Source organism: Mycolicibacterium llatzerense (assembly GCF_025331195.1).
Lineage (GTDB): Bacteria > Actinomycetota > Actinomycetes > Mycobacteriales > Mycobacteriaceae > Mycobacterium > Mycobacterium llatzerense.
The window spans coordinates 1654741-1667275 of the sequence record NZ_LXOV01000001.1 but is presented as its reverse complement, the minus strand read 5'-3'; the positions used below and the strand labels follow the sequence as shown (position 1 = coordinate 1667275).

Below are 12535 nucleotides of genomic sequence, written 5' to 3'. Positions count from 1 at the left end.
AACAATTTCGACTAGCTCGTCAAAGTAGCTGGCTACAGGTGTTAACCGGGTACTTACCCGTATGACAATTTGCCACTGCTCCGCGGCGTCCCGTAATGGCGTTCCGCTGGCCAGTGAAGCCCTTGGCGGGGGCCGCATCGAGGGTTAGATTGGCGACATCAGAGACGGAATGAGCCTTCGGTCACAGCTGTTCACGCGGCGGTTACCCGGTCAAAGGGAGTAGCCAAGTGGTCCACCTCTACGTGGAGGCGTACACAGCGATTTGGGCTGTGGTGACACTGGCGACGTATCTCCTCGGCCGCCGATTCAGCAACGACGAACGGCCGGACCACCAAGCCCTCACCAGCGTGCTGGCCGGAGCGATGTGGCCCGTCGTCGTGGTCGGCGTCCTGGAAGCGTTCACCGTTGCGTTGATGTCCGGCAGCCACGCCTGGCGCGACCCGGCTCCTGTCGAGCCGGCCTACGTCGCCACTGTCGCGCCGCTGACGTAGCGCTCAAGCCACCCCGCGCAGGTGGGACGCGGCCGCCCCGATGGTGGCCTGGTCGTCGCCGATCATGGTGTGCAGCAGAGCTTTCTGCTCACGCGATCCACGGTCGGCAGCGCGGTCCGAACCGCCTGGCAGGACCAGCGCCGCGATGCTGCGGACGCCGTTGACGGGGATGCGGAGCAACGGATACCACGGCGGCATGTAGGCCGGCAGCCCCAGCGTGCGCATCACCCGCGGCCCCAGGAAGGCCGTCGTCACCGACAGATGCTGCGCCCAGGCCAGCCGCCGGCGAAGGCCTGCCGCACCGCGGTAATGCCAGGTCAGCGGGTCGCGCGCCATCGGTACCGACAGCTGTTTGGTGGTTTCGTCGGAGACCGCCAGCGCGGTGGACGTGTGATAGAGGATGCGCACGCTGTCGCGGAAGGACCGCGGCAGCCATTCATCCTGCACACCCATCAGCCAGCCCACGTACCGGGTGAGGTGAGCGATGCTGCTCAACTCGGCGGGGGTGGCCACAATGCCCATGGCCAGGCCACCGAGGGTCGGCGCGATCAGCGCACCGACCAGCGTGGCCGCCATGTCGGTCTGATTGACCGGCAGGCCCCACTGCTCGGCGCGCCAATCCGGCAGCGCCTGCACGTGCCGGCGCACCATGGCATGGACGAACCGGACGCGGATCGTGGACCGGTACCCCGAACCGAACTTGTCCAGACCACCGGCAGCGATCACGTCGAGCGCCCATTGCATGGTCTCGGCGAACCGCTGGTTGGACCCCTTCTCCAGGGCTCCGGTCCGCAGCAGGGTCTGGTTGAACCCGGAGAACTGGTAGCCGCCCAGCAGTGCCACATCCCGCGCGATGTACATGCCGTCGGCGCCGCCACGACGCAGTGCCCGCTGCCCGATCCGCAGCGCTTCGTGGTCAACCCAATCGGGCGTGGCCTCGATCGATTCGAAGAATTGGCGCAACGGCTCCGGCGCCTCCGGCACGCTGGCGATGCCGTCGGCAAGCGCGCGGTCGAACAACGGCCGCAGCTGCTTCGTCCCCGCCTCCGACATCCAGGCGACCAATGAATCCATGGGCTCGTCGCCGGCGTTGAGGCGCTCACCCAGCCGCCGCCACCCCGCCGAATCGGGTTTCCCGATGGCCAGCATGGTGGCGAACGAACTGATCGCCGCGGGTACCGGTTGCGGCCGGTCGGGATGGCGTGCCGGGATCGGCAGGGACATCAGGCTCAACTCCTTGTCACCATTGACAACGTATGTAGTCAAAACTAGGCGGTACCCGGGGTCTCGTCAATGGCGAAACGGATGCGAGCGCATAGGCTGGCCCTCATGTGGCGGGGAGAACAGTCCAAGCATCAGGGTCGGAACACACTGGCAGCTGCGATCACGGCGCTCGGAATCGGTGCCGGCGTCGCACTCGGCGCGGCGCCGGCCGCCACGGCGGCGGACGCCCCCGATCAGGTGGCGATGACGACCATCGACGACATCGCGGCCGGCAACTACGCCGCGGTCAGCGCCCGGTTCGACCCGGAGCTGCAAAAGAAGCTGTCGGTCAAGGCATTACAACAGGTGTGGGACAGCTACCAGCGCACGTTCGGGGCATACCAGTCCCATGGCGGTCCCGAAGACACGCCCCGCGGCGACCTCACCGTGGTGAACATCCCGCTGCAGATGGATCGCATGCCCGGCCAGTTCCGGGTCAAGATTCACCCCGACGGCACCATCGCGGGCGTCTACTTCCTCCGGGAAGGCGTGCCGGTCCCCTGACCGTCAGGGCAGGCGCGGGTCGATCAGCGTGACGCCGACGGGACTGGCGGCACCGAACTCCGGCAGCAGGCGCGCGCCTTCGGCCAGGCCCACCACCCGCTCGACCAGCGTCTGCGGGCGCAGCGTGCCCGCGGCGACCAGATCCAGCATCTCGGGGTAGTCGGCGCTGGCCATGCCGTGTGAGCCCAAAACGTCCAATTCCCAGGCGATTACGCGGTCCATGGGCACCTGCGGATGCCCGTCGATGTTGGGTAGCAGGCCCACCTGGACGTGGCGCCCCTGTCTGCGCAGGCTGTGAATCGCGTCGGCACACGTCCCCGCGGTACCCACCGCGTCGACCGCGACGTGGCTGCCGCCACCGGTGATGTCGTGCACCGCCGTGGCCACGTCGGCGCCGTTGGCGAGCACGGTTTCGGTCGCGCCCAGACTGCGCGCCAGTTCCAGCGCGGCCGGGGTGCGGTCGACGGCGATGACGTTGGCACCGGCGGCGGCTGCCACCTGGACGGCACTCAGCCCCACACCGCCGACGCCGATCACCGTGACCCACTCGCCGGGCTGGACGTCGGCGCGGGCCCGCAGCGCGCGGTACGCGGTGGCGAACCGGCACCCCAGCGCCGCTGCCGCGGCGTCGTCGATATCTTCCGACACCGCAACGAGATTCGTGTCCGCCGCATGCAGGGCCACGTATTCGCCGAATGAGCCCCAATGGGTGAAACCCGGCTGGGTCTGGTCAGGGCATACCTGAGCCTGACCGCCGGCACACCATTCGCAGCGGCCGCAGCCACACACGAACGGCGTGGTGACCCGATCACCGACGTGCCAGCGCCGGACGTCGGCGCCCACCGCGACCACTTCCCCGACCAGTTCATGTCCGGGTACGTGCGGGAGTGCGACGCCGTCATCGTGCCCGGCCCAGGCATGCCAGTCACTGCGGCACAACCCGGTCGCATGCACCTGCACCACCACGCCACCGGGCGACGGCGCCGGGTCCGCGACGGTCCGGACGTCCACCGGCCCGCCGAATTGCTCGAAGATCGCCGCACGCATCAGGCCATCGTCCCAAGCGGCAACGGCGGACCCGCGACGCACCCCGATTGAGGGCGCCGATATGCACTGTTCAGGGTGCAGAGAGGTAGCCCACTGAGCTACGATGCCGAGCGGATGTTTCTTCCTAACATCCGCTCTACATGAGAGAAGTTGGTATATGCCACAGGGAACTGTGAAATGGTTCAACAGTGAGAAGGGCTTCGGCTTCATCACTCCCGACGACGGGTCCAAGGATCTGTTCGTCCATTACTCGGAGATCAAGAGCAACGGTTTCCGCACCCTCGATGAGGGCCAGCGGGTCGAGTTCGAGGTCGGCCAGGGCAGCAAGGGCCCGGCTGCGACCGGAGTCACCGCGGTCTAACTGAGCTGCAACGCTCAGTGGGCTGGTGCGGAACGCTTCGCACCAGCCCTCAAAGTCTTTCTTGACACTGTCGTACGGATGTCCAGGTTGCTGACCTGGACATCCGTCCGATGGCGTACCTAGCGGAGCTCTCCGGCCAGGTACTGCTGCTTGACCTGTGCACGCTGCCGCTTGCCACTGGTCGTCCGCGGAATGATCCCGCGCGGCAGCACGATCACCTCGGACAGCACCAAGCCGAACGACTTGCGCACCTGTAGCGCGACGTCGCGGCCCACCTCATCCCACTGCGCGTGGTCGGCCTTTGTTTCGACCACGGCAATCAGGGGCTCTGTGCCTTTGTCGGGCACGGGCAGCGAGAACACGACGCTCGACCCGCCCGGCACCATCTCGTGGCCCTCGATCGCGGCCTCGATGTCATACGGCGGAATGTTGCGGCCCCGCACGATCAGCATCTCCTTGATGCGGCCGACGATGTACAACTCACCGTCCTCGAGGATCCCGAGGTCTCCGGTGTCGTGCCACCCGTCGCCCGCGGAGGGCTCGCCGAGATAGCCCGCCATGACCGCCTCGCCGCGCACCCGGACCCGGCCCACCTGACCGTCCTCGACCGGAGCGCCGGTCTCGTCCGTGAGCTCGATTTTCATGCCATCGACGACGGTTCCGCTCGACACGATCTCGCGGCCGTCGAAAGTGCGCCACCGCACCCGGCCGAACGAGGTCTCCGTCGTCGGCCACGTGCGCAGGCAGAGCGTGGTCGCGAGCACCGTCTCGGCCATCCCGTAACACGGCAGCAGCACATCGTCGGCGAGTCCCTGCGGGGCGAATGTCCGCTGGAAGGTCCGCAGCACCGACGGCGGGATCGGTTCGGCGCCCACGTAGGCCTGCCGCAGCGCCGTCAGGTCGACGGACGGATCCGGTCGGCGCTGGGCACGGCTGGCCGCCAGGTGATAGGCGAAGGGCGGCGCCGCGGTCAGCGTGGTCTTACGCGCCGACATGTGGCGTACCCACGAGGACGGATCCCGCGCGAACTCCAGCGGCGTCATCAGGTCCAGTCCCACCCCCGAGGTGATGCCGACCAACAGCTGGACGAAACCCATGTCGTGATAGAGCGGCAGCCACGTGAAGACCTGATCCCGCTCGACGTCCAACTCGGTCGCCGCGGCGAGAACAGCCAAGTGCGCCGCGACATTTCGGTGCGTGAGCAGTGCGGCCTTCGGCGCCGACGTCGATCCCGAGGTGAGCTGGACGTGATGGATGTCGGACGGTTCGGGTGCGTGGAGCGTGTCCGGGCCGGCCGGTTCGGCAGCCTCGAACTGGGCCGGCGTCAAGGTGGCCGCACCGACGGGAGCGGCGGGCAGCTGCCACTCGTCGGTGACTATCGTCGCCGCCGGATAGACGGCCCGGACGGCAGCGTGAATGTGTTGCACGCCAGAGGAATCCGGGTCCGACGGATCGAACGCGGACGCGACGGCGCACGGCGCGATGCCGGCGAGCAGGCAGGCGATGGTCACGCACACGTAGTCGGGCGAGGTGGCGCCGACGATGACGACACGGTCCCCGCGCTGCAGCCCGTGGTCGCGCAAGCCGGTGACCATCCGCAGCGCGCGGTCGAAGACGGTGGCCCGGTCGATTTCGGTGACAAGGCCGCGGGCATCGAAGAATCCGATGGGCCGGCTCGGAACCGCAGTGGCAGCGCGGTAATCAACCACGCGCGGCCTTGGCGGCAAGCCGATCGGCGATGTAGTCCCCGATCTCACCTACGGTCGAGAATTCGAATGCCGTCTCGTGCGGGATGAAGACCCGATACGTGTCTTCGAGCCGCGTCATCAGCTCCAGCAGCGCGGCCGAATCAAGGGGCAGGCTCAGCAGATTGGTCTGCCGGTCGATCGCGGTGCGGTCGATGCGGTCGGCATCATCGGGATCGAGAACGGTGACCAGCGCGGCGGCGAACTCCGCCGCGAAATCATCGAGTGGTGGCACTGGGGAAAACCTCACTGTCATAGGGATTCTGGCGACAACTGAGTGCGCGGAGCCGCTCGACGGCCGACGCGGTGGCGGCTGCGGCGCGGAGCATCTCGCTGTCGCGGTTCGAGCTGCTCAGCGAGAACCGCAACGTCGACCGGGCGGTCCCGGTGTCCAGGCCGATCGCGGCCAACACATGCGACGGATCGCCGCTGCCGGCGTGACATGCCGAGCCCGTCGACACGCAGATGCCCAGGGCGTCCAGCTGATCGGCGAGTGCGTCGCCGCGCACGCCCGCGATCGACACACTCACGGTCTCGGCCATCTGCGGCTGCGCGCCGTTGAAGCGCACGCCCGGGATGGTGTTCAATTCCGCGAGCAGCAGCTCCCGCAGGTCTTCGACCTCGCGGCGAAAGTCCTGGCGCGCGAGCCGTTGCCGGGCCTGTGCGGCGGCACCGCCCATGCCCATGATGCCGACGATGTTCTCGGTTCCCGCCCGCCGGCCGTTCTCCTGCGAGCCACCGCGAATGATGGGTTCCAGCGCATGATCGTGCGACAACCGAAGTGCGCCGACGCCTTTCGGGCCGCCGAACTTGTGCGCGGAGATGGAGATCAGCTCAGCGGACAGATGGTCGATCGGCAACTTACCGGCGGTCTGCACGGCATCCACGTGCACCGCGATACCGCGGCGGTGGGCGAGTTCGGTGATGGCATCGACGGGTTGGATCGTGCCGATCTCGTTGTTGGCGTGCATGATCGACACCAGTGCGGTGTCGTCGCGCAGTGCCTCCGCGATGGCTTCCACGGCCACGTGACCATCGTTCGTCGGCGGCACCACGGCGACTGTGACGCCACGTTCACGCAGCGTCTCAACACATTTGAGCGTCGCGGAGTGCTCGATGGCCGTTGTCACGAGGTGGCCGCGCCACCCACGCGCCGCGAAGGTGCCGTACAGCGCCAGGTTGATGGCTTCCGAGCCGCCCGAGGTGAACACGACATCCTCGGGCGGACAACCGAACAGCTTCGCCACTTCCCCGCGTGCGGTGGCCAGGCCGTCGCGGGTGGCCTGTCCCGCCCAGTGCATGCTCGACGGATTGCCGTACAGGCTGTGCCCCACCGACATCCAGCTCACGGCCTGCTCGCACATCGGCGTCGTCGCGGCGTGATCGAGATAGATCACGCTGGCCAGACCGTCCGAAAGTTGTTGCAGTTCAGTCATCACAAGCGAGGCCGTCATCGTTCACCCCGCTCTCGAAGTTCGCCGCGAACCGATGGGCGACATCGACCGCCAGCGCGGCCACGTGCCGTTGTTCAGGAGCGAGACCACCGAGGGCGGTCACCACGGTCTCGGCGGTCAGCGACCCCGCGGTGTGCACCGGCTCGCCGGCCAGCATGGTGGTCAGTATGCTGGCTGCGGCCAGCGACGGGGAGCACCCGAAGGCGCGAAACCTGATGTCGGCGACCACACCGTCCACGACCGTGGCGGTGAGCTGAATCTGGTCGCCGCACACCGGGTTTCCGACGAAGGCCCGGATGTCGGCGCCGGGCAGTTCCCCGCCGTTGCGGGGGTTGGTGAAGTGATCGACGACTTCGGGACTGAATCGGGGCATCGCCTACCCGGCCTGCACGTCGACGGGGATACGACACTCGTCGACAATCTCGCGCGACTCGATGAACTTCTCGATACTGACTGCGCAGCAGCCCAGTTCGGCACCTTGCCGGCGGCGGCGGAAGTGCACCGACTGACCACTGCGGCCGCACGCGCAGGGCGTCTCGTCCACTTCGCCGATGTCGTCGGACAGGATGTATCCGGGGTAGGCACTGTTGGTCGCGTCGAGGATGGCGATGGCACCCGTCTGTCCCGGAGCCAGTTCGGTTCCCGCGTCCGTGACGTCGCGAATGGACACGTAACACCATGGCGGAACGTGCTTTCGGTGGTGCTCGCACTCGATCGCCACCATGTTGGACTCGATGAGTCCGTACATGTCTCGTACCCGGTCCGCGGGGACGCCGAGGTAGGTCTGAACCTTGCCGTTGAATTCGTCACGGCTGATCGACTCACCGTTGAAACGCTTCCAACCGCCCAGCATGATGACCATCGAATCCGGATCGAGGTCGAGCGAGCGCCCTTCGAATTCCAGGAACCGGAGGAACCGGTTGATCAGGAACGGCGGGCCGATGATGTGGCGCGTCATGATCCCCTGCCAGCGCTGGAGATACTCCATGGCCTCGTTGGGATCGAAGGCGTAGTCGCGGACCACGTAGGCGTGATCGTCGAACATGCCGTTGAGGATGTTGAAGACCTTCACCATGCCCATCTCCGGGGCCTCGGCCGTCGAGGGACACAAGAAAAGCCCTGCGCCCTTGGAGATTTCGAAGAAGTCGCGATAGGAGCTGGTGATGCCGATGACGGCGTTGCTGATCGTGGCGCTGTCGCGACGCGCGACGCTCGGGATACCGCCGGTGCCCGTGGACCGCACTTCGAGTTCGATCTCGTCGAGGCCGGCGGTCAGGAGCACATGGGCGTCCTGCCGCTTGAACATGCTGACCGGCAGCAACGGAATCTTCGCCAGGTCCGCCCGTTCGACGATGTCATCGGGGACGAACCCGGCAGCGTCGCATTGCGCCCGAAAGAAGTCGTTTCCCGCGAAATGCGGTGCGACGGCGGTGCGGATCACCGAGGTCACGTTCGATTCCCAAGCGTCCTGCGGAACCCGCAACGCGCGTCCCGCGCTGCCCAGCATTGTCTCCAGTTGCATCACATGAGTCGTAGTCGTGCGCGACAGCAAATAGTTCCCACCGGGAACCGAGCCGCCCAGTCAGCCGACTGAATGACGAAAGGCTCGTGCCGCAAACTGGATTTGGAGAACCGATGGCTTCGCTCACCGCGCAGAAGCAAACCCTCGTCGTCAGCGCATTGACGCTTTCGGTGCTGGTCATCGGGCTCGACGTGACGATCCTCAACGTCGCGCTCCCCGCGATTTCCTCGGCACTCGACGCCGGCATCAGCAGCCTGCAATGGGTGACGAACGCCTACATCCTCGCGTTCGCCGGACTGATGCTGCCCGTCGGATCGCTGGTCGACCGGTACGGGCGGCGACTGGCCCTGGTGACGGGTCTGGCGATCTTCGGCTGTGCTTCCGTGTGGGCGTCGCTGACCACGACGACGGCCGCGCTGACGTGTGCCCGCGGCCTGCTCGGCGTCGGGGCCGCGATCATCATGCCCGCCACCTTGGCGACGATCGCGGCCCAGTTCGCGGCCGCGGACCGCGGCAAGGCGCTGTCGATCGTCGTGATGGGAATGGGTGCCGGAATCCCCCTGGGCCCCATCGTCGGTGGCTATCTCATCGACCACTACACCTGGGGCGCAATCTTTCTCATCAATGTGCCGCTGGTGCTCCTCGCGATCGGTGCCGTGATGTGGGTCCTCCCCGAATCGAAGGATCCCACCGCGGCGACCACCGACTACTTCGGCGCCGTGACGTCGACCGCCGGGTTGTCGGCCATCGTCTACGGCTGTATCGAGGCACCCGGTAAGGGCTGGTTCAGCCCCGCGGTGCTGGGCGCGCTGACTGTCGGCGCCCTACTGGTGGCGGTATTCGTCCTCTGGGAGCGGCGGGCTCTGGAACCGATGATCGACCTCTCGCTGTTCTCCAAGCAGCTGTTCACCTGGGGCACCGTCAACGCCACCGTCGCGAGCTTCGCACTCTTCGGTCTGCTGTTCGTCGTGCCGCTCTATTTGCAGGTGAACCTCGGCAGCAACGCATTTCACGCCGGCTTGCGGCTGCTGCCACTGATCGGCGGGTTCGTCGTCGGCGTCGGACTCGGGACGCGGGTGGCCGGGCGCCTGGGCCACAAGATTCCGATCACCGCCGGACTGGTGATCACGGCCGCGGGCCTCGCGGTCGGCACATTGACCACGCAGACAAGCGGATTCGGGTTCGTCAGCATCTGGCTGGTGCTCGCCGGGTTCGGGATCGGCGCCGCGCTCACCCCATCCATGGACGCGGTCCTGTCGGTCCTGCCACCGGAACGCTCAGGGTCGGGTGCCGCAGTGGTGATGACCTTCCGGCAGGTGGGCGGCGCGCTGGGCGTCGCGGTCCTGGGTAGCGTGCTCGCACAGACCTACCTCGACCGGCTGCCCACGGCCGGCCTGCCCGCCCCGATCGCCGCTGCCGCACGGGATTCCGTCGTCGGCGCGGTGACGGTGGCCACGTCGCACCACATCCCGACCTTGGCCGCCGCGGCGCAGTCCGCGTACCTGCACGCCATGGTCGTGGTGCTCGGCGTGTGCGGCGGCATAGTCCTCGCCACCGCCGCGCTCACCGCGGTGCTCATGCCGCGGGCGGTGCGGCCAGTTGTGCCTGTCTAGAGCCACCCGAGCGCACGTGCGCCGTTGTGGAGCACCATCGCGCCGATGACGACCATGATCACGGCCATCAATGCGGCGTTGTTCTTCTCCATCCAGTCTTTGAGCCGCCGCATCGTGTCATCGAGCCGAGCACCGGCAATCGCGTAGGCCAGGGTCGGAATCGCCACTGTCGATGCGGCGACGATCACGAAGAAGGCCGCCGCCAACCAGTCACCCTCGAGGCCGAGTCCTGCGGTGCCGATCGCCAATCCGGCTGGCACACAGATCAATACGACATCCGGGCGCACCACTACCAGCGCCACACCCATCGCCGCCGCCCGCGCCGGGGTGACGGTCGCGACCTTCTTCATCCAGCCCGGAGAATCGGAACTGTTGTCGCGCGTGAACCAGCGATAGACACCGAAGACGATGAGCCCGGCACCCAGCACGACTCGCAACCATGACGCCCAACTCGGTGGCGACTTGTGCACGTCGCTGAGCATGTGCGAGGCCTGGACGCACACCGCGATCACCGCCGCCAAGCCGACCGTCCAGCCGGCGAGGAACGCCAGTCCCGTCGGCCGGGGCCGCGGGGCCTGCAGGACCAACACCGCCGGGATGACGGTGATGGGCGACAGTGCCACCACCAGTCCGAGCGGAACGAGCCCGGTCAACACGGTGCCCCAGCTTCCAGTCATGGGCAGCAATCTACCTAGTGGATCGCCCCGGAGCCCGCACGATCGTCAATATGCGTCGATGTACGATCTCAGCGAACTTATTCGGTCATTTCTGGCTACCAAATGGCGGTCACCGGTAGGTTGCCAGTCACTAGGCGATATTCACACTGAGGAGGTGTCATCGTGCGACGACAGCAAAATATTTCAGTCTGCGTCAGCGACTCATCGGGACACCAGGTGAATACCCGCTCGCTGCGCGGAAAGCCACTTCGCTACCTCGCTGTGCTGGCGTTTCTGATCTCGACAACGGCACTTGGCTGCGGCACCGACGATCTACAGGCACTGCCCAGCCCGCAGGGCGCGGCGCACACCTGCTCACCGTAGGTCCCGGTCCTTACTCGGCTGCACCCGCTTCGGCTCGCCCGGCATCTTGGGGTAGTTCGGTTCTCCGGGTAGTTCAGCCCTGTGCGTTTTCCGGTCATCAGACGCCTTCCTGTACGGCAGCCGCTGCCGCGGCGGTCTCCGAATCAATTTGCTGATGCCGCAACTTTGCCCGCGCGGCCATGCCACCAAGGTGCGCCACAGTCGTTCTAGCCCGTTTCCCACGCCCTCGTCGACTGGTGTGTAGAACCGGAGGATCGCTCGTTGAACTGGAAGACTGGAATCGGGGTGGGCCAGATTCAAGCCCCAGCACCCAGTCGACGAGGCGAGGACTGCGAAGATGGCAAAACGAGACGACGTTGAAATCGAGATCGAATCTTCAACCGCGCCAACGCGAACCTTGCGCGTCTCAAGCGCAAGTCGCGTTGTCTTTCCAGCCACGGACATCACTCCAGCGATAACCAAGCTCGACCTCGTTCAGTACACGGTAGCGGTCCAAGAACCACTTCTCCGCGTATTGCTACAACGTCCCACGACTCTCGAACGCTGGCCCAACGGCGTGCAGCCGGGGATGAAGTTGGGTAGAGGCGCAGATGACGGTGGGTTCTACCAAAAGCGCATGATCCGTGCGGCGCCGGACTACGTCGATGGTGTCGACATCACGTTTCCTTCTGGGAGGCGAGCGACGGAAGTCTGCCCGACCGAGCCTGCAGTCTTGGCCTGGTGTGTCCAGATGGGAACGATCACTTTCCATCCGTGGCCAGTCAAACGGACGGATGATCCAACTTCCGTTGATCGACCAGATGAGTTGCGGATCGATCTAGATCCTCAACCCGGCAACACATTTCGCGACGTTGCCAGAGTGGCGCTCGAGGCTCGCGAGTTGCTGGACGAACTCGGGATTACTGGGTACTGCAAGACCTCCGGCGGCCGGGGCGTGCACGTATTCGTGCGGATCAAGCCAAACTGGGACTTCACCGACGTGCGCCATGCGGCTATCGCCTTCGGTCGAGAGCTCGAACGACGAGACAAGCGCGTGACGACAGAATGGTGGAAGGAACTACGCGGGGACCGAATCTTCGTCGACTACAACCAAAACTGCCGCGACAGAACGATCGCCGCAGCTTGGTCACCCCGGGCGCATCAGGGGGCTCCCGTCTCGACACCCATTACCTGGTCTGACCTTGAAAGCATCACGGAACCAAGGGAGTTCAACGTCTCTACAGTTCCTGGATACCTCGCCGAGGACGGAGACCCGTGGGCCGACATGGACGGCAAGCAACACTCGCTCGATCAACTGCTCGACATGTGGGAATCAAACCCCACCGAAATGCCTTTTCCCCCTGACTATCCGAAGATGCCGGGCGAGCCGCCACGGGTCCAGCCGAGCAGAAAAGTCGACGCTCACTGGGCTGATGACTGAGCCGGTGGCCGCGTCCGTTGATGGAAGGCATCTTGTCGCATCCGTTCTGTACGGTCGACTCGGCTTGGTTTAAGA

Annotated in this window: 14 protein-coding genes and 1 pseudogene; 6 read left to right on the top strand and 9 right to left on the bottom strand. The window is 66.1% G+C overall.

Features of this window, described 5'->3' with window-relative positions; translation table 11 throughout:
- The first annotated feature begins 227 nt into the window (after positions 1 to 227).
- On the top strand, positions 228 to 491 hold the full coding sequence (locus A7G45_RS08350; protein WP_043402880.1) for a hypothetical protein: 264 nt from the start codon (positions 228 to 230) through the stop codon (positions 489 to 491).
- 3 nt (positions 492 to 494) lie between these two features.
- Here the strand turns inward: A7G45_RS08350 and A7G45_RS08345 are convergent, their stop codons facing one another.
- Positions 495 to 1715: an oxygenase MpaB family protein gene (locus tag A7G45_RS08345; RefSeq protein ID WP_260935685.1), complete on the bottom strand. Its 1221-nt coding sequence runs from the start codon at positions 1713 to 1715 to the stop codon at positions 495 to 497.
- 105 nt (positions 1716 to 1820) lie between these two features.
- On the opposite strand from A7G45_RS08345, the gene A7G45_RS08340 reads away from it, so the two are divergent.
- Positions 1821 to 2258, top strand: coding sequence for a DUF3887 domain-containing protein (locus A7G45_RS08340; RefSeq protein WP_166651090.1), 438 nt, complete (start codon positions 1821 to 1823; stop codon positions 2256 to 2258).
- A gap of 3 nt (positions 2259 to 2261) precedes the next feature.
- On the opposite strand, the gene A7G45_RS08335 is transcribed toward A7G45_RS08340, so the two are convergent.
- Positions 2262 to 3305 carry a zinc-binding dehydrogenase gene (locus tag A7G45_RS08335; protein WP_260935675.1) on the bottom strand — a complete coding sequence of 348 codons (1044 nt, stop codon included), beginning with the start codon at positions 3303 to 3305 and terminating at the stop codon, positions 2262 to 2264.
- Between the two features lie 157 nt (positions 3306 to 3462).
- Here A7G45_RS08335 and cspE point away from each other — a divergent pair, with 157 nt between their 5' ends.
- A complete protein-coding gene (gene cspE / locus A7G45_RS08330; RefSeq protein ID WP_043402873.1) occupies positions 3463 to 3666 on the top strand; it encodes a transcription antiterminator/RNA stability regulator CspE in 204 nt (67 codons plus the stop codon).
- Positions 3667 to 3785: 119 nt separating this feature from the next.
- Here the strand turns inward: cspE and A7G45_RS08325 are convergent, their stop codons facing one another.
- Genes A7G45_RS08325 through A7G45_RS08305 form a run of 5 tightly spaced genes read right to left on the bottom strand, consistent with a single transcriptional unit; the run spans position 3786 to position 8387 of the window.
- On the bottom strand, positions 3786 to 5375 hold the full coding sequence (locus A7G45_RS08325; RefSeq protein ID WP_260935660.1) for an AMP-binding protein: 1590 nt from the start codon (positions 5373 to 5375) through the stop codon (positions 3786 to 3788).
- Positions 5368 to 5646, bottom strand: coding sequence for an acyl carrier protein (locus A7G45_RS08320; RefSeq protein WP_260935659.1), 279 nt, complete (start codon positions 5644 to 5646; stop codon positions 5368 to 5370). The genes A7G45_RS08325 and A7G45_RS08320 overlap by 8 nt, the downstream gene beginning before the upstream one ends.
- On the bottom strand, positions 5630 to 6865 hold the full coding sequence (locus A7G45_RS08315) for a cysteine desulfurase family protein (RefSeq protein ID WP_260935654.1): 1236 nt from the start codon (positions 6863 to 6865) through the stop codon (positions 5630 to 5632). The genes A7G45_RS08320 and A7G45_RS08315 overlap by 17 nt, the downstream gene beginning before the upstream one ends.
- Positions 6840 to 7238 carry an iron-sulfur cluster assembly scaffold protein gene (locus A7G45_RS08310; protein ID WP_260935652.1) on the bottom strand — a complete coding sequence of 133 codons (399 nt, stop codon included), beginning with the start codon at positions 7236 to 7238 and terminating at the stop codon, positions 6840 to 6842. Before A7G45_RS08310 ends, A7G45_RS08315 begins: the two co-directional genes overlap by 26 nt.
- Positions 7239 to 7241: 3 nt before the next feature.
- Positions 7242 to 8387: a LuxE/PaaK family acyltransferase gene (locus A7G45_RS08305; protein ID WP_260935649.1), complete on the bottom strand. Its 1146-nt coding sequence runs from the start codon at positions 8385 to 8387 to the stop codon at positions 7242 to 7244.
- Positions 8388 to 8500: 113 nt separating this feature from the next.
- Here A7G45_RS08305 and A7G45_RS08300 point away from each other — a divergent pair, with 113 nt between their 5' ends.
- A complete protein-coding gene (locus A7G45_RS08300; RefSeq protein ID WP_260935646.1) occupies positions 8501 to 10000 on the top strand; it encodes an MFS transporter in 1500 nt (499 codons plus the stop codon).
- Here the strand turns inward: A7G45_RS08300 and A7G45_RS08295 are convergent.
- The gene (locus A7G45_RS08295) at positions 9997 to 10677 is read right to left on the bottom strand and encodes a GAP family protein (RefSeq protein ID WP_133759330.1); all 681 of its coding nucleotides are present in this window, start codon (positions 10675 to 10677) and stop codon (positions 9997 to 9999) included. The genes A7G45_RS08300 and A7G45_RS08295 overlap by 4 nt on opposite strands.
- Before the next feature lie 216 nt (positions 10678 to 10893).
- On the opposite strand from A7G45_RS08295, the gene A7G45_RS08290 reads away from it, so the two are divergent.
- Positions 10894 to 11040: a hypothetical protein gene (locus tag A7G45_RS08290; RefSeq protein ID WP_260935637.1), complete on the top strand. Its 147-nt coding sequence runs from the start codon at positions 10894 to 10896 to the stop codon at positions 11038 to 11040.
- Here A7G45_RS08290 and A7G45_RS08285 read toward each other — a convergent pair.
- A pseudogene (locus A7G45_RS08285) lies at positions 11032 to 11109 on the bottom strand (hypothetical protein); the annotation flags it as partial. The gene A7G45_RS08290 and the pseudogene A7G45_RS08285 overlap by 9 nt on opposite strands.
- Positions 11110 to 11377: 268 nt before the next feature.
- Between A7G45_RS08285 and A7G45_RS08280 the strand changes: the two are divergent.
- The gene (locus tag A7G45_RS08280; RefSeq protein WP_260935635.1) at positions 11378 to 12460 is read left to right on the top strand and encodes a DNA polymerase domain-containing protein; all 1083 of its coding nucleotides are present in this window, start codon (positions 11378 to 11380) and stop codon (positions 12458 to 12460) included.
- Positions 12461 to 12535 lie beyond the last annotated feature (75 nt).